This window comes from Kribbella sp. NBC_00482 (assembly GCF_036013725.1).
Lineage (GTDB): Bacteria > Actinomycetota > Actinomycetes > Propionibacteriales > Kribbellaceae > Kribbella.
Genome location: NZ_CP107881.1, coordinates 2,876,464 through 2,896,114, shown reverse-complemented (window position 1 = coordinate 2,896,114; position 19,651 = coordinate 2,876,464). Strand labels below are relative to the sequence as shown.

At 67.9% G+C, this 19,651-nt stretch carries 21 protein-coding genes and 1 riboswitch; of the genes, 9 read left to right on the top strand and 12 right to left on the bottom strand.

Annotated elements, in window-relative coordinates:
• Positions 1-5: 5 nt before the first annotated feature.
• The 5 genes from OHB24_RS14520 to OHB24_RS14500 form a co-directional block, all read right to left on the bottom strand.
• Positions 6-518, bottom strand: a complete 513-nt coding sequence (locus OHB24_RS14520) for a DinB family protein (RefSeq protein WP_327639529.1) — start codon at positions 516-518, stop codon at positions 6-8.
• Between the two features lie 22 nt (positions 519-540).
• Complete coding sequence (locus OHB24_RS14515) at positions 541-1,488, bottom strand: hypothetical protein (RefSeq protein ID WP_327639528.1); 948 nt, start codon at positions 1,486-1,488, stop codon at positions 541-543.
• Positions 1,489-1,528: 40 nt separating this feature from the next.
• Positions 1,529-2,050 carry a hypothetical protein gene (locus tag OHB24_RS14510; protein ID WP_327639527.1) on the bottom strand — a complete coding sequence of 174 codons (522 nt, stop codon included), beginning with the start codon at positions 2,048-2,050 and terminating at the stop codon, positions 1,529-1,531.
• A gap of 95 nt (positions 2,051-2,145) precedes the next feature.
• Entirely contained in the window at positions 2,146-3,435 is a 1,290-nt protein-coding gene (locus OHB24_RS14505) for a hypothetical protein (RefSeq protein ID WP_327639526.1), read from the bottom strand.
• Between the two features lie 151 nt (positions 3,436-3,586).
• Complete coding sequence (locus tag OHB24_RS14500; RefSeq protein ID WP_327639525.1) at positions 3,587-4,360, bottom strand: hypothetical protein; 774 nt, start codon at positions 4,358-4,360, stop codon at positions 3,587-3,589.
• Between the two features lie 324 nt (positions 4,361-4,684).
• Between OHB24_RS14500 and OHB24_RS14495 the strand changes: the two genes are divergently transcribed.
• Both OHB24_RS14495 and OHB24_RS14490 read left to right on the top strand, forming a co-directional pair.
• A complete protein-coding gene (locus OHB24_RS14495; RefSeq protein WP_327639524.1) occupies positions 4,685-5,812 on the top strand; it encodes a hypothetical protein in 1,128 nt (375 codons plus the stop codon).
• A complete protein-coding gene (locus OHB24_RS14490) occupies positions 5,809-7,008 on the top strand; it encodes a hypothetical protein (protein WP_327639523.1) in 1,200 nt (399 codons plus the stop codon). The genes OHB24_RS14495 and OHB24_RS14490 overlap by 4 nt, the downstream gene beginning before the upstream one ends.
• Here OHB24_RS14490 and OHB24_RS14485 read toward each other — a convergent pair.
• From OHB24_RS14485 to OHB24_RS14475, 3 genes are all read right to left on the bottom strand, one after another.
• Positions 6,943-7,431 (bottom strand): GNAT family N-acetyltransferase, encoded by a 489-nt coding sequence (locus tag OHB24_RS14485; RefSeq protein ID WP_327639522.1) that lies wholly within the window; start codon positions 7,429-7,431, stop codon positions 6,943-6,945. The genes OHB24_RS14490 and OHB24_RS14485 overlap by 66 nt on opposite strands.
• Before the next feature lie 122 nt (positions 7,432-7,553).
• The gene (locus OHB24_RS14480; protein ID WP_327639521.1) at positions 7,554-8,603 is read right to left on the bottom strand and encodes a serine hydrolase domain-containing protein; all 1,050 of its coding nucleotides are present in this window, start codon (positions 8,601-8,603) and stop codon (positions 7,554-7,556) included.
• Positions 8,604-8,731: 128 nt separating this feature from the next.
• Positions 8,732-10,156, bottom strand: coding sequence for an MFS transporter (locus OHB24_RS14475; protein WP_327639520.1), 1,425 nt, complete (start codon positions 10,154-10,156; stop codon positions 8,732-8,734).
• A 97-nt stretch (positions 10,157-10,253) separates the two neighbouring features.
• Between OHB24_RS14475 and OHB24_RS14470 the strand changes: the two genes are divergently transcribed.
• Together OHB24_RS14470 and OHB24_RS14465 are read left to right on the top strand one after the other, a co-directional pair.
• Positions 10,254-10,919 (top strand): TetR/AcrR family transcriptional regulator, encoded by a 666-nt coding sequence (locus OHB24_RS14470; RefSeq protein WP_327639519.1) that lies wholly within the window; start codon positions 10,254-10,256, stop codon positions 10,917-10,919.
• 87 nt (positions 10,920-11,006) lie between these two features.
• On the top strand, positions 11,007-11,192 hold the full coding sequence (locus OHB24_RS14465; protein WP_131466535.1) for a YegP family protein: 186 nt from the start codon (positions 11,007-11,009) through the stop codon (positions 11,190-11,192).
• A 91-nt stretch (positions 11,193-11,283) separates the two neighbouring features.
• On the opposite strand, the gene OHB24_RS14460 is transcribed toward OHB24_RS14465, so the two are convergent.
• Entirely contained in the window at positions 11,284-11,646 is a 363-nt protein-coding gene (locus OHB24_RS14460; RefSeq protein ID WP_327639518.1) for a YciI family protein, read from the bottom strand.
• 95 nt (positions 11,647-11,741) lie between these two features.
• Between OHB24_RS14460 and OHB24_RS14455 the strand changes: the two genes are divergently transcribed.
• A complete protein-coding gene (locus OHB24_RS14455) occupies positions 11,742-12,704 on the top strand; it encodes a pyridoxal-phosphate dependent enzyme (RefSeq protein ID WP_327639517.1) in 963 nt (320 codons plus the stop codon).
• Positions 12,705-12,999: 295 nt separating this feature from the next.
• A riboswitch (cyclic di-AMP (ydaO/yuaA leader) is annotated at positions 13,000-13,167 on the top strand.
• Positions 13,167-14,027, top strand: a complete 861-nt coding sequence (locus OHB24_RS14450) for a C40 family peptidase (protein ID WP_327639516.1) — start codon at positions 13,167-13,169, stop codon at positions 14,025-14,027. Its footprint overlaps the riboswitch before it by 1 nt.
• A 160-nt stretch (positions 14,028-14,187) precedes the next feature.
• Here the strand turns inward: OHB24_RS14450 and OHB24_RS14445 are convergent, their stop codons facing one another.
• Both OHB24_RS14445 and OHB24_RS14440 read right to left on the bottom strand, forming a co-directional pair.
• The gene (locus tag OHB24_RS14445) at positions 14,188-14,844 is read right to left on the bottom strand and encodes a response regulator transcription factor (protein WP_327639515.1); all 657 of its coding nucleotides are present in this window, start codon (positions 14,842-14,844) and stop codon (positions 14,188-14,190) included.
• The gene (locus tag OHB24_RS14440) at positions 14,841-16,016 is read right to left on the bottom strand and encodes a sensor histidine kinase (protein ID WP_327639514.1); all 1,176 of its coding nucleotides are present in this window, start codon (positions 16,014-16,016) and stop codon (positions 14,841-14,843) included. The genes OHB24_RS14445 and OHB24_RS14440 overlap by 4 nt, the downstream gene beginning before the upstream one ends.
• Positions 16,017-16,158: 142 nt before the next feature.
• Here OHB24_RS14440 and OHB24_RS14435 point away from each other — a divergent pair, with 142 nt between their 5' ends.
• From OHB24_RS14435 to OHB24_RS14425, 3 genes are all read left to right on the top strand, one after another.
• A complete protein-coding gene (locus OHB24_RS14435; RefSeq protein WP_327639513.1) occupies positions 16,159-17,058 on the top strand; it encodes an ABC transporter ATP-binding protein in 900 nt (299 codons plus the stop codon).
• Between the two features lie 146 nt (positions 17,059-17,204).
• A complete protein-coding gene (locus OHB24_RS14430) occupies positions 17,205-18,011 on the top strand; it encodes an ABC transporter permease (RefSeq protein WP_327639512.1) in 807 nt (268 codons plus the stop codon).
• A 204-nt stretch (positions 18,012-18,215) separates the two neighbouring features.
• On the top strand, positions 18,216-18,401 hold the full coding sequence (locus OHB24_RS14425) for a DUF3073 domain-containing protein (RefSeq protein ID WP_130387089.1): 186 nt from the start codon (positions 18,216-18,218) through the stop codon (positions 18,399-18,401).
• Between the two features lie 172 nt (positions 18,402-18,573).
• On the opposite strand, the gene purM is transcribed toward OHB24_RS14425, so the two are convergent.
• Positions 18,574-19,647 carry a phosphoribosylformylglycinamidine cyclo-ligase gene (gene purM, locus OHB24_RS14420; RefSeq protein ID WP_327639511.1) on the bottom strand — a complete coding sequence of 358 codons (1,074 nt, stop codon included), beginning with the start codon at positions 19,645-19,647 and terminating at the stop codon, positions 18,574-18,576.
• Between the last annotated feature and the right edge of the window lie 4 nt (positions 19,648-19,651).

Sequence of the window (19,651 nt, the reverse complement as noted above, 5' to 3'; positions counted from 1 at the left end):
CGGCTTCAGTGGCCTGTTGTGCCGTCGAGGGACTCTCGGATGATGTCGGCGTGGCCGTTGTGGCGGGCGGTTTCCTGGATCAGGTGAAGCAGGATCGCTCGCAGGTTGGCCTCCGCGCCCGACGGCGTCGTGACCACGTCGTCGAGTTCGCCGGCGGCGACGACGGCCCGGGCTCGCTCGCAGGCCCGTAGGTATTGCCCGACCACGACGTCAGCCGTCTCATCGGGCGCCAGGCGAAAGTCGGAATCTGGCTCACCGTCGGACGAGAACAGATCTGGCTCGGACAAGCCTGCGTAGATGTTGACGAACCAGCCGTGCTCCGTCTCGGCCAGGTGTTTCACCAACGCCAGCAGGCTGAGTCCGGACGCCGTCATCGGCTGACGCAGCAGCTCGCCATCAAGCCCTTCCAGCTTGCGAAGCAGGGTGGCGCGATGGAAGTCGAGCTGCTGCGTCAGCGCCTCACGCTCATCAGCCACCCGACTCGGCACAACCCGCTCCACGGGCGACGTAAACACCATGCACCGACCATACGATCGGCATCTACTTGAGGTGGGGATAGAGGGTGAGTCTGGTGCCCGTGGCAGCGTTGATGACGGCTCGGGTTCCGAGAGGGGCGGTGAGGGTGACGGTGGCCGGCGTGCTCATGCCGACGTCCGCGCAGACGCCGCCGCGCCTCGCGCTGTGGCTTCCGCCGATGATCACCATGTCCTCGAACTCGACGACATGAGCTCGAAGGTCAGGGTCACACTTGCCGTGGTGAAGGTTGAAGGTGAGTGCGCTGGTGTCAACCCGGGTTAGCCTCCCGACGGAGAGGAGGTCGCGGTCCAGCGTGGCTAGCCCCGCTAGCGGGGGCGGCTCGACCAGGGGCTTGAGGATCGCGGCGGGGACCGCCAAGGCGACGATCGGTCTCGACAGGCCCTTCGCGGTGAAGGACCAGGCGGGTACGGTCGCGCGGCCTGCGCTCGTGTCCACGTCGACTGTCTTCAAGGAGCCGCCGGTGATCGTGAGCTTGCACTTCGACGCCGGTACTGCGATGTGTCCGCAGTTGTCGTACGTCGGACCGATCGCGTCAACCAGCGCCGGCCGGGGATCGAGGACGTTCACCGAGACGCTGGGCCCGTCGGCGAAATCGATGCGGGTCGTGCCACCTGATCCGAGTTTTACGCCCGGTGCGATGGTGACGTGCCCGGCGCCCCACGCAGCTTTCTGCTCGATCGTGTCGAAGCCCAGGCCCGGCGTTCGGGACGAGTACAGGAAGATCCCTTCAAGAGGCTTCGGGATTCCCGCGGCCCGGACGGCTTGCGCGACAGCCCGCGCGCGGTCGAGAAACGCCGGAGTCCCAGGACCTGGCGGGATCGGCGGCGGCACCGCGTCATGAGCCTTCGCCGCCTGAGAAGGGGGTGCTGCTGTTGGCGCTGCCTCGTTCCCACAGGCCGACAGAGTCAGGGCGGCGAGCACAACGGCAGGAACCAAGTACGAAGGCCTCATACCTAGAGGACGCGCTGAGCATGGCAAACCGTTGCGGCCGTCAGGGGCGAAGGGGGCCTACTAACAGGCGGGTTACGAGGGCAGCTAGGAGGAGAGCCACCAGACCGGTCAGGGCTGTTAGCGAGAGGATGCACGCCGCGGTCCTGGCGATCGTCAGGGATCGGGTGGTTTTGGTGAAGCCGTCGGACAGGATCGCTACCGCGGCCAGGGTGGTGAAGGCTGCGGCGGCTGCGGCCAGGACGATGTAGTGGTGGCCGCCCAGGGTTGCGGTGGCGGTGAACTTGGACGCGTGGTCCAGCCACTCGCCGAGCGTGTACATCCAGATCACCGTGGCTAGGTCGGCAGCCATCAGGAACCACAGGACGATCGCGGCGCGTACGTCGGCACGCTTACGGACCACTGCGCGGTCTGAGGTGCGTGAGAGCAGTGCCGGCACCAGATAGCGCCTGGTACTGCGAGTCCGGCCGCGGGTGGGGCCGCGGCCGGCGCGGGGAGTGCTGCGGGTACGGCGGTTGCTGCCGGAGCGGGTGCGGCGGCTGGTAGCTCGAGAGACGACGGTCATGGCTCGCTCCTCGGGAGGTCGATCGGTCGCGCAATCCATTACGCGATGACCTGCACACACAGGGCGAACATCGATGCCGCGACGGCACCGCCTGGTCAGTGGTCGTCGTACGCGGCGGCCAACTCGGCCACCAAGGGACCTCCGGCCGCAGCCGTGGAGCTGAACCACGGGTGATTGCTGCTGCCGCTGACGAGGTCAGAGATGTCTGAGCGAGCAGGGCCGCCTTGGAACAGCGGTCCGGTGGTGGGAGCGAGCGCATCGAGGAGGCGAACGAGCCGGCGGTTGCGCGCCCGCAGACTGCGTGACAACCGCGACTCCGCCGCTGCTCGTCGCCACTCGCTCAGAACGAGTTGAGCGCGCCGCTGACGCAGCAGGTCGGTGTCTGACGCGGCCGGCTCCGCACTGTCGGCGTCAAAGACATCCGCGCGCAGGTGCTCTACCGAGGCTCCCCGCAGCGGCACAACCTCAGTGAACACAGGCATTCCGGCAGTGCTCGTATTCAGCGTCAGCAGTGTCGGCACCTGAGCCTCACCGGAGCGACGGTCGACAAGGCGCACCATCAACCGATCGGCCACGACAGGCGACGGCAGCGGTGCGAAAGCGGGCACAACCACGCGCACCGCCGTACCTTGTGGGAGCAGTTGTACGTCGTTACCGACGACGCGGGCGCGCACTCGTCGCGGGTCAACCCCACTGATCGAGCCCACAATCGCCGGGAGTGCACCGACAACCGGCGCCGCCGCCTTCAAAGGCGCCAGAGCGACGCGCTCCCAAGCAGTCTGGACCGCGGCCAGCACCGCATCCGGCCCGTCGACCTCACGAGCCAACGATGCATACCCGCTAGCCACCCGGGACAGCCCCGAAAAGAGTGCCTTAGGCAACGAGGCCCCGGCGAGCTCGTTCAGGTAGGCACTGACCTCATCGGCCGACCGGCGCGCGAGAACAACGGCACGATCGACAAAGGTACGCCGGAGCTCGCCCGACCGAAGCGACGTCGCAGCACGGGCGCGGACGATCGCACGCTCCGCATCCAGCAGCCCTTGATTCAAAGGCAGCTGCAACCACCAGTCCAACGCATCGATGACCGCGAGCCGCCGCCAGACCGTGGCCGGCGCAACCTCGAGCGGTACGCCGACCTTCGCATCACGCGACGCGAGCAGCCCGGTCACCTCCCGTACCGCGGCCGGCCCGAGCAGCGCCTCGAGCAGATCCCGGTCCGCCGCGGCCCACCGCCGTACGTCGATCGCATGCCAGCCCGACGGGTCGGCGAGATCGATCTCGACAGCGACCCCAGGCGCCAGTTCCGTCGTCCGCACCAGGTCCGCCGGCGTGGATCCGGAGAGCCGTACGTCGGGGAGCCCTGGGGCAGTCCGGAGGGTCAACATCAGGTCGAACCCTCCTTCACGCGCGGCCGGTCGGCGCTCGCCATCGTTGTCGAAGTCAACGATCTCGAACAGCGCACCATCGGATGGAGACGATCTCCAAAGGTTATGACCCAAGTTCCGCCTGGTAAAGGCCATGTAAAGAGAGCGGTGGTCAGGCGGCCTGCGCCAGCATCCACGCCATCCGCGCGCCGGTACGCGCCGGGCAGCTCGCCGGCGCGGGTGAATCGGTCCACGGCGGCTCCGGCCGCTCCGCCAGCTCAAGCAGCGCCAACCGGCGCAAACCGTGGTACCCGCCGGCTCGACCCCAGACCGTCTTCGTCATCGTGCCTGCCCGTGGCAGCGGCAGCTGTCGCAGGTCGGTCGCGCTGCGCAGGAACCCTTCCCGGCGCCGATCACGCAGCTCGCTGAGCTGCTGGCCGACGAGCGGCCGGCCCTCGTCGGTCGCGAGTTCGGTGAGGCTGGTGTCGAGATCGAGCTCCAGCCAGGACAGGTACTCGACGAAGGCCAGCACCAGGATGTGACGGTCCGGAGGCATCCCGCTCGGCCGGTCCGCGGCCAGGCTCCGCAGGTTGCTGAGCTCGCTCTGCTCCCGCCAGATCAACCGGATCATCCGGAACGCGGGGCCTGCATGCTCCGGAGGAAGCGCCAGTCGTACGACGTCGGTGGGCACCACCGGTACGCCGGGCTGATGCCGAGCGATACCGGCCGCCGCGGCGCCCAGCGTCTCCCATGCTCGCCCGTGCTCACCCGCCGCGCGGAACGCCATGGCACGCGCCACGGTCCGCAGATTCGCCCCGAGATACGCGTCCGCGACCCGGCCCGTACCGAGCACCCGCAGGGCCGTTCGCCAGTTCCCCGACTCCAATGCGCCGATCGCCTCGAGATCGCCTGCCGCGATCGTCGGTGTGGCTGATGATCTGCGCATCGGGCACCTGCTCAGGTTGGTACGAACACCCGTCCGGATCCTCTGGCACTCCCTATCTCCGCGCGTCGCGTGGTTTCAGTTGGCTTCAGGTCGACTTCAGTATTACGGTAGAGCCACGGTGTAACTACGGTCAATCGCCAGTTTGTCAGGAGCAATGGCGATCCGATCCGTATAAGAGAGCCCCCATCCCTAGGACAGCACGACAGCCGGGTGACCCCCGGCGGTGCGCAGTACAGCAGGGCTCGGTGAAGTCGGGTAGAGCGGGGTGTAGGATCAGCCGATCCGCCGCACCCGCAAGTTGGTCGACCATTTACGGGAGTGAGAGTGGCCCCTTCTCCAGAGGCCGTACGACTCGCCAGGCGACTTCGGGATCTCCGTGAGACCGAGCGACTGACCCAGAAGGACCTGTCCCGTGCGCTGAGCACCGGCGAGGCCCGCGTTGCTGTGGCCACGATCAGTTCGTGGGAGTCCCAGTCCAACCCGAAGCTTCCGCCGGAAGAGCGGCTGCGGTCGTATGCGCTGCTCTTCGCAATGTCCGAAGTACCTGATCGACTGCCACGCGAGCAGGACCTGAGCGCAACCGAGCGGGAGCGCTTCAACGCGCTGCACCGCGAGCTGAGCATGCTGCGGGAAGACGTACGCCACCAGCAGGCAGGCTCGCCGACGTCCAGCAGTTCGTACACCTTCGACTTCGAGTCCGGCCGGATCACGTTGATCTGCCCGGAGGTGCCCGAGCTGGGACGTTCAGCGCTCGCGGACGAGAAGAACCCGAACCACACCAAGCTCTACAAGTACGCCGACCTCGACGCACTGATCGAGATGTGGGGCCACGTACGCGCTTCCAACCCGGAGCTCCGCGTACGGCACCGCCTGCCGACGGAGGTGAGCGCGGACCACCTGTCCGGCCATCTCATCCTGATCGGCGGTATCGCCTGGAACCGGGTCACCAGCCGGCTGCTGAAGGTTCTCGACAACCTGCCGATCCGGCAGCTGTCGGTGGCCGATCTGGCCGACGGCGAGATCTTCCGCTCCCGCGACGGTCAGGAGTACCGGCCGATCTGGGAGGAAAGCAAGGAGCCCGTCCCCGAGGACGTGGCGCCGTCACAAGCAGAGCTCGAGGCCGAACAGGCCCAGGACGCATGGCGCGACGAAACCCCGCGTGAGCTCGTGGAGGACGTCGCCCTGTTCGCCCGGCTTCCTAATCCCTTCAATCACAGCCGCACCATCACAATCTGCAACGGGGTCTACAGCAGGGGCGTGCTCGGCGCGGTCCGGATGCTGACCGACGACGCGGTCCGCGAACGCAATGAGGCCTATCTGGCCGAAAGGTTCCCGAACGGCGTCTTCGGCCTCCTGATGCGGGTCCCGGTGGTCAACGGCGAATCCGTGACCCCCGACCTGGAAATCGCGGAGAACCGCCTCTTCGAGTGGTCTCCTGAGGACGACAAATGAATCGCCGGATCAAGCAAATCCAGTCCCACGCCGACCTGCTGTTCGACGCCTCTGTGCCCGTCGCGGGCAGCGCGAACACCCGGTTGGACGCAATCGTGGTGCCCGCCGCACGGCCGGCATCGGAGTTGCAACACGTCATCAGCATGGCCGCCACCCTGGCCGTCCCGCTCGTCATTCTGTGCAGTAAGCAGGCGCAGCTCAGACAGGTCGTCCGCCGGGTGGAGAGAACCTTCGGTGCCGAGGCTCTCGTCATCGAAGTACCGGAGACCTATCGGCCGCCGTGCCCGACTCCGCTGACCTCCGCCCGCGAGTTCCACCTCGCGTCCGCCGAACGGTCCAGCGACCTCAGTGTCAAACGCAACATCGGCCTGCTCCTCGGCCGGTTGCGCGGTTGGAGCAAGATCCTGTTCGTCGACGACGACATCCGCGGGTTCAACCCGCGAGACGTCGCTCGCCTGGCCGGGTACCTCGAAAGGAACCCGGTTGCGTCGATGGTCAGCCGGCATTTCCCGGACAACTCGGTGGTCTGCCACGCGCGCCGTAAGGTCGGCTTCAAACAGGACGTCTTCGTCAGCGGGGCCACCCTCGGCGTCAACCTCCAACACCCGGGTTTGTCCTTCTTCGCCGATATCTACAACGAAGACTGGTTCTTCTTCGCCCGGCACGCGGCGGAACGGACATTGCCGAAGGTCGGCGAGGTCAGTCAGTTGGAGTATTTTCCGTTCGCGGATTCGCAGCGGGCCGCGCGTGAGGAGTTCGGCGACCTTCTCGCCGAGGGCCTGTACGCCGCCTTCGAGAGCGGGCGGCGGAGCTTCGACGACAACCTGCGGATTGCGAAGCACCCGAGCCATTGGCGGGAGTACAAAGAGGTCCGGCTCGAAACGATCGAGAACACGCTCACCGCACTCGAGCAGGTCGGCAAATGGCTCAGCCAGACCGAGTACGACAGCATGGAAGAGTCGTTGACCACTGCGCGCAAATGGTCGGCCAACATCTCTCCGGACCTGTGTGTGAACTTCATCGAGAGCTGGCAAGAGGACGGGAAGCGCTGGCAGCAGATGCTGGGCAGGCTCCCTTCCAAGTTGAGCGAGCGGGACGCCCTGGCCGAGCTCCAGCTTCAAAGCTGGCGTTTATGTGGCTATGGCCGACCCACCGAATCGGAGACGGATTTCGCGCCGGCCGGAGCCGTCTGCTAACAGCTGGCGTTCTCCGGTGGCGTAGAAGCCCAGGCGTTCGTAGACATGGCGTGCGATCGTGTTCGTGTCCAGGACCCAGACGCGCCATTCGGTGACGTCGGGTTCGATTGCCGCCAGTTGGCCGAGGACCGCTCGCAGTACGCCGTTGCGGCGGTATCTCGGGTCTACCCAGACCGACTCGATATGACGTTCGTACGGCGGGCGGACGGCGACGCGGACCGAGCTTGCCATGCCGATGATCCGGGTCTCGTCCCGGGCCACGGCCCACAGCATGCGGGTGAAACGTTCGCGCCAGCCGTCCTCACCGACGGTCACCTCGTCCTCGTAGTCGGCGATGTACGCCGACGGCGAGTCCTTCAGGGCCCGGAGACGGACGTCCCGGGCGATCGGCCACTCGTCGGCACCGAGTATGGCGAGTTCCAAGGTCCCGGACCCCTTCGGGAGATGGCAACAAGGCATCCATACCAGTGTCGCCGTTTCCCGCCATGACGAAACCGCAGAGCACCAAACCGGCGCGCCGACAATGTCACATCCGGTGACCGGTTTCAGCGACAGATTGCCTGGTCGACGAAGGCGTCGACGGACTTGTCCGGGTTGTCCGGGAGGTGCGGAGTCACGGCGATGGTGACCTGCCGCCGGGTGTCCTCGGTGGAGAACGAGTAGGCCTGGTACGCGAGGGCGTCGCCGTCGTTGCCGTACACCCGGACCTTGCACGTGGTGTCGTGCCACGACAATCCCAGGCCGTACTTCCCGTCAGGGGTGCCTGGCGTCTTCATCGCGTCGAGCAGCCGGGCCGGGAGCAGGTGCCCGCCGAGCAGGGCGGCGAAGAAGCGGTTCAGGTCGCGGGTCGTCGAGATCATGTCGCCGCTCGCACCGAACAGCGTCGGGTTCATCTCGGTGAAGTCGAGTTGCCCGCCGTCCTTCGGGATGTAGCCGTGCGCATGCGGTCCCTTGATGTACGTCGACGTACCGGGAAGCGTCGTACCGTGCAGCCCGAGCGGACGGATCAGGCGGCGTTCGATCTCCTCGGCGTACGTCCGGCCGGTCGCCTTCTCGATGATCTCGCCGATCAGCAGGTAATTGGTGTTCGAGTAGTCGTACTGCGAGCCCGGCTTGTCGAACACGGGCGGATTCGCGAGCGCCCGCTCGATCTGCTCGGATGCGGTCCACGTGCGATAGCGCAGCGCGTAGAACTCCGCGCTCGGTGGCATCGGCAACGTGTCCTTGAAGTCGTACAAACCGCTGGTGTGGTTGAGCAATTGGCGCACCGTGATGTTCGCGCCGTTCGGCACGACGCCCGGCAACCAGCGTTCTACCGAGTCCTCGAGCCGAATGCGCTTCTCGGCAACGAGCTGCAGTACGACGGTGGCAACAAACGTCTTCGTGATACTGCCGATCCGGAACCGCCCCGCCACCGGAGCTTTCCGCGAACTGCCGAGTTCCGCAACGCCACTGCTCCCCCGCCAAACCGCCCCACCGTCCCGCACCTCAGCAACGGCCCCGATCGCCACCACACCGTCGAGCCCTTTCTGCAGGGGCGAAGCCACTCCCGGCGTCAACCCGACAACCGCCGCCGTCACCAATGCCACCAGCATCCCGATCTCCTCTTGTGTGGTCCGATGCCGTCAACCCTCCCGGCACCGGACAACACAAACATCGGGGATCGGCCCTGAGTCACCCCGTGGTTGCCCCGGAGATCGGACCACACGTTGCAGCAGGCAACTTATGCTGCGGCGGTGGCCTCTGCGAGCTGCTCCGGGGTGGGTTGGAGCTGCGGCGTGGCGAAGGTCAGCAGGACATTGGCGACGGCAAACACAGCAGCCGCGAGCAGGCCGCGCTCGTACCCGGACTGAAGCGCCTGAAGCTGGGTCGCGCCATGGGTGAGCTCGTTGGTGGTGTGGGTGATGGAGAGTGTCGTGACGATCGCCAGCCCCAGCGCACCGCCCACCTGGTACATCGCGTTGACGACACCCGACGCCGCACCGGCCTCAGCCGGACGGACCTCGGAGACCGCGTTGATCTGACCGGGTACGCCGACGCCGATGATGCCGAATCCGAAGATGATCAGACCAGGAAGCAACTGCGAGCTGTAGCTACCGGTGGCGTCCGCCTGCGACAGCAGAAGCAGTCCGATGACGCTGAGCACCGCACCCGCGAGCTGAACCGTCCGCGTGCCGAACCGCTGCACCAGTTGCGACGCGAGGACCGCGCCGACGATCGCCGCGCCGCCCATCGGCAGGAAGTGGATGCCGGCATCCAGCGCACTGTCGCCGCGAACCTGCTGCAGGTAAATAGCAGTCAGGAAGAACATCGACAGGAACCCTGCACCGTTCAACGCGAGCGATGCGCCGGACACACTCAACGCCCGCGACCGGAACAACCGCAACGGGACGAGCGGGGCGGCCGACCGCCTCTCGACCAAGACGAAGGCAACCAGCAGGACGACACCCGCGGTCAGTACGCCGACGACCTCGAACGATCCCCATCCGGACGGCTCCGACCGCACCACGCCGTACACGACTGCCATCAAGCCGGTCGTGGCGAGCACGGCCCCGAGCGTGTCGAAGGTACGGCGACCCGTCGCGAGCCGTACGTCGGGGACGAACACCGGGATCAGCGCGATCAGTGCGAGCACGATCGGCACGTTCACGAAGAACACCCACTGCCAGCTCAGCGAGTCGACGAGTACGCCGCCTGCGACGACGCCGAGCGTCCCTCCGAGGCCGGCCAGACCACCCCAGACGCCCATCGCGATGTTGCGTTCGCGCCCGTGGGCGAAGGTCATGGTCAGGATCGCCAGCGCGGCGGGTGACAGCAGCGCGCCGCCGAGCCCCTGGACCGCCCGCGCCCCGATCAGGAACTCGGGCGAGTTCGACAGCCCCGCGACCAGCGAGGTGACACCGAACAGCAGCAGGCCGCCGGTGAACACCCGGCGCGGCCCGAGCAGGTCGGCCATCCGCCCGCCGAGCAGCAGGAAGCCGCCGAACAGCAGCGTGTACGCGTTGATCACCCACTGCAGGGAGTCGGCGGAGAAGTTCAGGTCCGCCTGGATGTGGGGCAGCGCGACGTTCACGATCGTCACGTCCAGCACCACGATGAACTGCGCGAGAGCCAGTACCGCCAGGGTGGCCCAAGGACTGCGTCGCATCGCCGTACCTCATTCGGTTCCAGGTTTTGTCTACACCGTATGTATACGGCGTAAGCTTACGGAGTAGACAGTAGGTCTACGGTGTAGACTTGTCAACGTGATCACCAAAGAGACCTCGCGCCGCCTCGATCCGGAGAAGGTCGTCGACACCGCGCTGACCATCGCCGACGACGAGGGACCGGCAGCGGTCTCGTTCCGGAAGCTGGCCGCGCAGCACGACGTCACGCCGATGGCGCTGTACCGGCACTTCAGGGACAAAGACGACCTGCTAGCAGCGCTAGGAGACCGTCTGCTCGCGGACGTCGTACTCCCGGAGCCGACCGACGAGCCGTGGGATGTGCAACTGCAGGCGCTGCTGGGCGCGTTCGTCACCGCGCTGCGCGCGCACCCGCGGCTCGCGGACCTGACACTGTCACGGATCCTGGTCGCCGAGCCCGGACTCGCGCTGGCCGAGCGGGCGCTGAGGCTGCTGATCGAGGGCGGGTTCTCCACCGACGATGCGGCCGAGGTCGGCCGGCAGTCGATCTGCTCGCTGATCGCGCTGGTCACCACCGACCCGATCGTCCGCGAGGTGAACGACCCGGAGGCCCGTGAGGCGTCGCTGCGGCGGAAGCGCGCGTCGCTCGGCGCCCTGTCACCCGAGCGCTACCCGCTGATCACGTCCGCCGCCAGCGCACTGGTCTGCCCGTCGTCCCGGGACCGGTACTACGACCTCGGCCTCGAACTCGTCGTCGCCGGCATCCGCGGGGTCGCCAGAAGCTAGGGCCTTAGGCGTGTGCACGAGCCAGAGGCGGCTGGAGGGGACTACGCTCCGAAACGGAGCGATACCACTCTCTATGGAGGTACACCGATGGCGGGGAAGTTCGAGCTGTACAAGGACAAGTCCGGCGAGTTCCGGTTTCGTCTGAAGGCCGGCAACGGCGAGGTGATCGCGACCAGCAGCGAGAGCTACAAGACCAAGGCCGCGGCCGAGAACGGCATCGAGTCGATCAAGAAGAACGCGGCCGACGCGAAGGTCGACGACCAGACCGACTGAAGCCGCTGCATTCCCCTGTAAAACCTCGTAAAACCTCGTAAAACAAGGAGGGTTTCTCCACGATTCCGTGGAGAAACCCTCCTTCGTCGTCTCAGAGACCGTCCGCGAACTCGACCCCTCGGACCTCGACACCGAGCCCCTCGATGCTCGCGTCCGGGATCAGCGCGGCCAGCTCGCAGGCACGCTCCCGGGACGCCACGTCGACCAGGTAGTAGCCGCCGAGGAACTCCTTCGACTCCACGAACGGCCCGTCGGTGACGGCCGGGAGCCCGTCGCGGACCCTGACCACCGCAGACTCGGCCGGCTGCTGCAGCGCGACCGTGCTGTGGAACTCACCCGACGCCTTGATCGTGTCCATGAACTTCTGGTGTCCGCTGCCGATGGCCTGCTGCTCCTCCTCGGGCAGCGCGGCGAGCACGTCGGGGTTGACGTTCAGGACCAGTAGGTACTTCACGATGTCTCCTTCGCATACGGCCCCCGTTGGTGGGCGCCTCTCATCCATCAGTACGGAGCGGGCCGACGTACCTTGACATGCCCTAGCGTCATTCCATGACCGACCTGAGTCTCACAGATGTCCGGGCCGCCGCTGCCCGCCTCGCCGGAGTTGCGCACCGTACGCCGGTCCTCACGTCGCGGACGCTCGACGAGCGCGTCGGGGCGCAGGTGTTCCTCAAGGCGGAGAACTTCCAGCGGATCGGCGCCTTCAAGTTCCGCGGGGCGTACAACGCGATCAGCCTTCTCACGCCGGAGCAGCTCGCGGCCGGCGTGACGGCGTACTCGTCGGGCAATCACGCGCAGGCCGTCGCGCTGGCGGCACGACTCGCCGGGACGACGGCGGTGAACCTGATGCCGGAGGACTCCCCGCCGACGAAGCTGGCCGCGACCCGTGGGTACGGCGCCGAGGTGGTGACGTACGACCGGTACACGCAGGATCGGACCGCGCTGGCTCAGGAGTTGGCGACCGAGCGCGGGCGGACGTTGATTCCGCCGTACGACCACCACGACGTGATGGCCGGGCAGGGGACGGTGGCGCTCGAGCTGATCGAGGAGGTCGGGCATCTCGGCGCGATGCTCGTCCCGGTCGGGGGCGGCGGGCTGATGGCCGGTTGCGCGACCGCGGCGACGATGATGACGCCCGGGATCCGGATGATCGGTGTCGAGCCGGCCGCGGGTGACGACCACGCCCGGTCGCTGGCGGCGGGTGAGCGGGTGGAGATCGCCATACCGCGGACGATCGCGGACGGGCAGGCGATCTCGACACCGGGCGAGCTCACGTTCGCGGTGAACCAGCGACTGGTGGAGTCGTTCGAGCTGGTCAGCGACGCGGAGATCCTGGACGCGATGGCGTTCGCGTTCGAGCGACTGAAGATCGTGCTGGAGCCGAGCGGGGCGAGCGCGCTGGCCGCGTTGCTGGCCGGACGGATCCACGGGCTGCCGGAGCGCGTCGGAGTGGTGCTGTCAGGCGGGAATGTGGGGCTGGAGCGCTTCCACGAGCTGCTCGGAAATCGCTGAAGACGCAAGGACTTTAGGGTGCCCTGACCACCCTCTGTGCCCGTTGTCACAGAAAGCCACCATAGAATGTGACCGAGGCCACACCGGAGGCCTCAGTTCCCGCCTCCGCCCCGCTCAGACGCGCTCAGGACACCTGGTGTTCACCACGACTTGCTGACCCGTCAGCGGCCCCCTCAGGGCCTTTTAGGAGCGACTCTGTCGATCTGAGGGTTTGCGTCGTGATCGTTCTGTTATACAGTCGTCGGCGGTTCGGTAAACAACACGAACTGCACACGGGTCAACGCCGAGCCCTGCCAGGGCCCATGTGCTCCCCTCGAACTACATGGCAGGGGTGGGGGACCCAGGAAGTTGGGTCTCGACCGTGAGTGGCCGAGACCCTGGGGTGAAGTCCGCGGGAGCGGACCGGGCTATGAATCCCAGCCCGAACCCGACAGCTAACTTCACAGGCGTCGGGAGACAACCATGCCCGTCACTGCCCGACGGACGTCGCTTCTGCGCGCCGTCAGCCAGACCGCTGAGTCCAGTACGAACCGGCCTACCGGCCGGACTCTGGCGAAGCACCGTAGGACCACCACCCGTCCGGGCACTCCCCGGGCTGCTGCCGCCGTTCTGACGGTCGGCCTGGCGGTAGGCGGTGGAGCCGCTCTCACCGTCAGCACCACCCCCACTGCCTCTGCGGCAACCACCTCCGCCACCGCGACGGCGACGCCGCGTGGGTACTGGAGCATCCCGAGCAAGCCGCTGCTGCGGTTCCGCGACCGCGGACCGACCGTGAAGTACGTCCAGAGGGCCCTGCACCTGGGTCCGGACGGCTACTTCGGCACCAGCACCGTCCGGGTCCTGAAGAAGTTCCAGACCTCCTGGGGTCTCAAGGCCACCGGCTACATGGACAAGAAGACCTGGGGCCGGCTGACCTGGGCCGCGAAGCACAAGGTGCTCTACGGCAAGTACGGCGCCAGCAGCGGGACCACCACGTTCCGCGCCAAGGTGCTCCGCGAGGCGGCCAAGCTCAAGGGCACGCCGTACCGTTACGGCGGCACGACGACCCGCGGCTTCGACTGCTCCGGCTACACCGGCTTCGTGTACAAGAAGGCCGGCAAGAAGCTGCCGCGTACGTCACGCCAGCAGTACAGCGCGACCAAGCACATCAGCCGCAAGGCCGCCAAGCCGGGTGACCTCGTGTTCTTCCGCAACGGTGGCGGCGGTGTGTACCACGTCGGCATCTACGCCGGCGGCAACATGCTGTGGCACTCCTCGAAGCCGGGCGTACCGGTGAAGAAGGGCAAGATCTGGACCAGCAGCGTGGCCTTCGGCCGCGTCTGAGTCCTGACCGGCGCGCGCCCTTCCCCCCATTGGGCGCCGCCGGTCGTCAGCGTCCTATCCCCCCAGGCACGCTGACTTCCGAAACCGGCCCGAACCGTCGCCCCCACCCCTCCGACGGATCGGGCCGGTTTCCTTTTGCCGTCTTCTTGCCGTCTTCGGTTCAGTCGTCGAGGAGGCCGGCTTCGTAGGCCAGGATCGCGACCTGGACGCGGTTGGTCGCGTCGAGCTTCACCAGGGCGCGCGAGACGTGCGCCTTCACGGTGGCCTCGCTCATGAAGAGCTTCCGGCCGATATCGGCGTTCTGCAGGCCGCGGCCGACCGCGACCAGCACTTCCCGCTCGCGCTCGGTCAGCTTGTTGATCCGCGCCTGCGCGGCCCGCTTCCGGTCGGCGCGCGGATCCCCGGCGAAGTGGCCGATCAGCCGCCGGGTCACCGCCGGCGACAACATCGCGTCCCCGGCCGCCACCACCTTGATCGCCTGCACCAGCTCCCGCGGCGGTGTGTCCTTGAGCAGGAACCCGCTGGCCCCGGCCTGCAACGCCCGGAACACGTAGTCGTCGAGGTCGAACGTCGTCAGGACGACGATCTTCGGCGGGTCCGGCAGCGCCTGCACCTCCCGGGTGGCGGCCAGCCCGTCCAGCCGGGGCATCCGGATGTCCATCAGGACCACGTCCGGCCGATGCTCCTTCACCATCCTCGCCGCGTCCGCGCCGTCCTCGGCCTCGGCGACGACCTCGAGCTCGTCGTCGGACTCGAGGATCATCTTCAGCCCGGCCCGCACCAGCGCCTCGTCGTCCACGATCAGCAGCCGAGTCATCGCTCTCCTTCTTCTCCGTGCGATATCGCGTCCCCGTACGGCAGCCAGGCTTCCACCCGCCAGCCGCCTTCCGTCGTCGGTCCGGTCCAGAGCCGGCCGCCGACCAGCTGCACGCGCTCCCGCAGACCGACCAGGCCGGCGCCGGCGCCAGGCAGCAGTGAACCAGCAGCCACCGGCCGGACGTTCGTCACCCTGACCGTCACGCCTTCACCCCGTGCGCCATGGACCTGTACGTCGGTCGCGGCGCTGCGCGCATGTTTGTGCACATTGGTCAGCGACTCCTGCACCAAGCGATAGACGGTCCGCCCGACAGACACCGGTACGTCGTCCGGCAGCGAGACGTCGTACCCCACGGCCACTCCGGCGTCGCGCGAGGCCATGATGAGCCGCTCGAGGTCCGAGGCCCTCGGGACGGGCGTCAGGTCCGCGCCGTCGACGCTGATGTCGGACCGCAGGACGCCGAGGACCTCGCGGAGGTCCTCCATCGCCTGCCGCGCGGTCTCGCGGATCAACCGGGCCGAGCCCTCGACCTTGTCGGGACCGACGGACGGGTTCACCTCGAGACCGCCCGCGTGCAGGGCGATCAGCGAGACCTTGTGGGCGAGGACGTCGTGCATCTCCTGCGCGATCCGGGCGCGCTCGCCCAGGCGGGCCTGCTCGCTGCGCAGTTCGCGTTCGGCCTCGGCCCGCTCGGCGCGGTCCCGCAGCGACGCCATCAGGTCGCGGCGCGCCCCGACGTACGCACCGACGGCGATCCAGGTGCCGACCAGGAACGGTCCGGTGAAGAGGGACACCCAGATCTGGTTCTCGGTGCCCCAGCTGTTCAGCACGTAGGCGGCGTACGCGGCCAGGCCGAGGATCGCCAGGGCGATGTCGCGGCGGCGGATCGCCAGCGTCAGCAGGGCGAGGCCCATCGGCACGAAGACCGAGCCGGTCAGCATCGCGAGAACGGTGATCGCGGTGACGGTCACGGGGAACCGCCGGCGCCAGAGCAGTGCGACGGAGGCGACGATGCCGGCGCCCAGCGTGTACCAGTCCTTGGGGCTCCAGCCGCCGGCGCCGGACGCGGCCTGCAGGACGATCGTCAGCAGACTGAAGGCGACGTACAGGAAGTCGCGCAGGCGCGGGGCATGCCTGACCCACCAGGCGTACCACCGGCGCAACCGTCGCATTCCGTCACTGTAGTTCGACGGTCGACGCGATCACGTCCCCCTTCCGGGTGGGTTCCGGGGCCGATCCGGCGACTTTCGTAGGGGGTCACGGCAGCCGCTCGTCCGATGTGCGACCGGGGTCGGTCACGGTTGACTCGATGTCATGATCACCGTCGAGAACCTGACCAAGCGCTACGGCAGCACCACGGCTGTCCAGGACGTGTCGTTCACCGTTCAGCCCGGCAGCATCACCGGCTTCCTCGGCCCGAACGGCGCCGGCAAGTCCACCACGCTGCGGATGCTGACCGGGCTGACGCCGCCGACCGCCGGCACCGCCACCATCACCGGCAAGCGGTACGCCGACCTGCCGAACCCGGGCCGTGTCGTCGGGGTCATGCTGGACGCCGCCGCGCAGCACCCGGGCCGCACCGGCCGCGAGACGCTGCTGCTGAACGCGAGCCTGCTCGGCGTGCCGAAGACGCGCGCCGACGAGATGCTCGAGGCGGTCGGACTCGGTCACGCCGCGAAGCGCCGCGTCGGTCAGTACTCGCTCGGTATGCGGCAGCGGCTCGGCATCGCGAGTGCGCTGCTCGGCGACCCCGCCGTACTGATCCTCGACGAGCCCGCGAACGGGATGGACCCGGAAGGCATCCGCTGGATGCGCGGGCTGCTGCAGGACTTCGCCTCCCGCGGCGGCACGGTGATCCTGTCCAGCCACCTGCTGGGCGAGGTGCAGGCGACCGTCGACCGGCTGGTCGTCATCGGCGGCGGCCGGATCGTCGCCAACGGCTCGCTGGAGGAGTTGCTGGCCGGTTCCGGCACGCTCGTGCGCGGCCTCGACCCGATCGGCCTGAACGAGGCCCTGACCGCTGCCGGCCTGAACCTCGAGCCGCTGCACGACGGCGCGCTGCGCGTCGACGCCACCGCCGAGCAGGTCGGGCGCGCCGCCGCTGCTGCCGGTCAGATCCTTCTCGAACTCCGCCAGAGCGACGGCGCCGGCCTGGAGGACCTGTTCTTCCAGCTGACAGCTCAGCCGTCACAGCCCGTCGCCGCAGCCGCCTGATCACCTCGAACTCTTCTGGAGACTTTGATGACGGTACTGATGCCACGCCTCCGGCGCGGCGGGTCATCGGGCTTTTGCTCCTGGCCTTCCCTCGTCGCTCCAGTCGCTTCGCTCCCTACGCTCCTCAGTCCAGGCCAGGAGGCCCGATGACCACCGTGACCGACGTCGCGCCCGCGACAACCGCCAAGCACCGCAGCGAGGTGGCGACCAGCCTGCCGCCCGCGCGCGGTCAATCCTTCCTGAAGCTCGTCACCATCGAGCTCCGCAAGTCCGTCAACACCCGCAGCGGCCGGGTCCTGATCGCCGCGATCCTGCTGATCGCGCTCGCCGCGCTGGCCTGGCAGTTCACCCACCTGCCGAAGGGCGACGCCGGCGTCGACGGGTTCCTCGGCGCCGCGTCCACCGGCGTGATGCTGCTGCTGCCGGTGATCGGTGTGATGGCGATGACGTCGGAGTGGACCCAGCGGACCGCGCTGACCACGTTCACGCTGTCGCCGCGCCGGGTCCGGGTGCAGCTGGCCAAGTTCGTCTCGGCGGTCGTGCTGAGCGTGGTCGTGATGACCGCGGTCGTTGCGCTGGCGCTCGTGAGCACCGCGCTCGCCGGTGGGATCACCGACCACGCGGCGTCGTACGCCGGACTCGGCGGCCTGCTTGCCGGGGCCTACCTGACCGTCGCGCTGAACGTCGTGATGGGCGCTGCGTTCGGTGCGGTCATCCCGCAGACCGCGGTCGCGATCCTCGCGTACTTCATCGCGCCGACCGCCTGGTCGCTGGCCGGGCCGGCGCTGTTCAAGGACAACGCGAACTGGCTGGACGTGTTCGGGGCGCTCGGCCGGATCGCGGAGCGTGATCTGCACGGGATGGTGCCCGAGACGCTGGTCGCGGTGGGGGTCTGGATCGTTCTTCCGACCGTCCTCGGACTGTGGGCAAGCTCACGTCGCGAGGTCAAGTAACGGGGGCGAAGGCGGCGGGGCGGGCTGGTTTGAGGGGACCGGGCCGCCCCGCCGACGCGGTGATCGGACCTCTTCGGGGTTCGGCCAGGGGGCGGTGCGTGTGTCGATCCGCCGCTCCGGGTATCCTTTAACCACGATTACTGACGACTGATCCGTGGACGCCACGCAGCGTACCCGGTTGACTTGTGCGAGGGGGTCGACGCTATGGGGCGCGGCCGTGCAAAGGCCAAGCAGACGAAGGTCGCACGCGACCTGAAGTACCGCACCTGGGACACCGACTTGGACCAGCTCAAGCGAGAGCTGTCCGGTGACCAGGGTGGCGACCGTTCTGCAAACGGCGAGAACGACGGCGACGGAGACGACGCCGACGACTACCACCCCCGTCGGTAAGCCACACCAGCGTGGTTGAACTGCTCAGCGCCCTCCGGGGTGCCTGAGCAGTTCACCGTGCGCCCGACGAGTTTTCACACAGCACCGCCTGTGGCGGATCGGCGATTCCAGCAGCCCGAGGCGTCGGACGGCTCGATAGCGACCCGCTCTCAGGCGGCGGCTGTGCACCGGCCTACTTGGCGTAGGTGCCTTCGAGGGTGACGGTGCCGCCAGGGGTTGCGGTGACTTCACCGCAGATCCAGGCGGGGATGTCACGGGCAGCCAGCGCCTGTACGGCGGCGTCAGCGGACGACCGATCCAGTACGGCGACCATGCCGGCGCCCATGTTCAGCGTCTTCTCGAGCTCCGGCAGCGCGACGTCGCCGAGCAGCCCGACGAGCCCGAAGATCGGCGCCGGCGTCCACGTCGAGCGGTCGATCCGCACGGACAGCTCGTCCGGGATCACCCGGGCCAGGTTCGCCGCGAACCCGCCGCCGGTGATGTGCGACATCGCGTGCAGCGGTCTGTCGTCGCCGGCGTTCAGTTCCTGGATCAGCTCCAGGCAGTGCTTGGCGTACACGCGCGTCGGCGTCAGCAGCACCTCACCCAGCGTCGTACCCAGCTCGGGCACGACCCGGTCCAGCTCCCACTTCGCGCGGTCGAAGAACACGTGACGCACCAGGCTGTACCCGTTGGAGTGCAGTCCCGACGACGCCATCGCCAGTACGACGTCCCCTTCGCGCACCCGCTCCGCGCCGAGCACCTCGTCCGCCTCGACCACACCGGTCGCCGCGCCCGCCACGTCGTACTCGTCCGGCTCCAGCAGGCCCGGGTGTTCCGCGGTCTCGCCGCCGACGAGCGCCGTACCGGCCTCGACACAGGCCTCCGCGATGCCCTTCACGATCTGCGCGATCGTCTCCGGCACCACCTTGCCGGTGCAGATGTAGTCGGTCATGAACAACGGCTCCGCACCGCACACGACCAGGTCGTCGACAACCATCCCGACCAGGTCGAACCCGATCGTGTCGTGCTTGCCGAGCTTCTGCGCGATCGCGACCTTGGTCCCGATCCCGTCCGTCGACGTCGCCAGCAGCGGCCGCCGGTACGACGTCAGCGCGGTCGCGTCGAACAACCCGGCGAAACCGCCGAGCCCGCCGACCACCTCGGGGCGGGTCGCTTTCGCCACCCACTCCTTCATCAGCTCGACGGCCCGGTCACCGGCCTCGATGTCGACCCCGGCAGCGGCGTAACTCGCGCCTTGACTCACGTTT

Coding starts and splice junctions, on each gene's coding strand:
- OHB24_RS14520 (WP_327639529.1), bottom strand. CDS start 518: ATGGTGTTTACGTCGCCCGTGGAGCGGGTTGTGCCGAGTCGGGTGGCT.
- OHB24_RS14515 (WP_327639528.1), bottom strand. CDS start 1,488: ATGAGGCCTTCGTACTTGGTTCCTGCCGTTGTGCTCGCCGCCCTGACT.
- OHB24_RS14510 (WP_327639527.1), bottom strand. CDS start 2,050: ATGACCGTCGTCTCTCGAGCTACCAGCCGCCGCACCCGCTCCGGCAGC.
- OHB24_RS14505 (WP_327639526.1), bottom strand. CDS start 3,435: ATGTTGACCCTCCGGACTGCCCCAGGGCTCCCCGACGTACGGCTCTCC.
- OHB24_RS14500 (WP_327639525.1), bottom strand. CDS start 4,360: ATGCGCAGATCATCAGCCACACCGACGATCGCGGCAGGCGATCTCGAG.
- OHB24_RS14490 (WP_327639523.1), top strand. CDS start 5,809: ATGAATCGCCGGATCAAGCAAATCCAGTCCCACGCCGACCTGCTGTTC.
- OHB24_RS14480 (WP_327639521.1), bottom strand. CDS start 8,603: ATGCTGGTGGCATTGGTGACGGCGGCGGTTGTCGGGTTGACGCCGGGA.
- OHB24_RS14475 (WP_327639520.1), bottom strand. CDS start 10,156: ATGCGACGCAGTCCTTGGGCCACCCTGGCGGTACTGGCTCTCGCGCAG.
- OHB24_RS14465 (WP_131466535.1), top strand. CDS start 11,007: ATGGCGGGGAAGTTCGAGCTGTACAAGGACAAGTCCGGCGAGTTCCGG.
- OHB24_RS14455 (WP_327639517.1), top strand. CDS start 11,742: ATGACCGACCTGAGTCTCACAGATGTCCGGGCCGCCGCTGCCCGCCTC.
- OHB24_RS14450 (WP_327639516.1), top strand. CDS start 13,167: ATGCCCGTCACTGCCCGACGGACGTCGCTTCTGCGCGCCGTCAGCCAG.
- OHB24_RS14445 (WP_327639515.1), bottom strand. CDS start 14,844: ATGACTCGGCTGCTGATCGTGGACGACGAGGCGCTGGTGCGGGCCGGG.
- OHB24_RS14440 (WP_327639514.1), bottom strand. CDS start 16,016: ATGCGACGGTTGCGCCGGTGGTACGCCTGGTGGGTCAGGCATGCCCCG.
- OHB24_RS14435 (WP_327639513.1), top strand. CDS start 16,159: ATGATCACCGTCGAGAACCTGACCAAGCGCTACGGCAGCACCACGGCT.
- OHB24_RS14430 (WP_327639512.1), top strand. CDS start 17,205: ATGACCACCGTGACCGACGTCGCGCCCGCGACAACCGCCAAGCACCGC.
- OHB24_RS14425 (WP_130387089.1), top strand. CDS start 18,216: ATGGGGCGCGGCCGTGCAAAGGCCAAGCAGACGAAGGTCGCACGCGAC.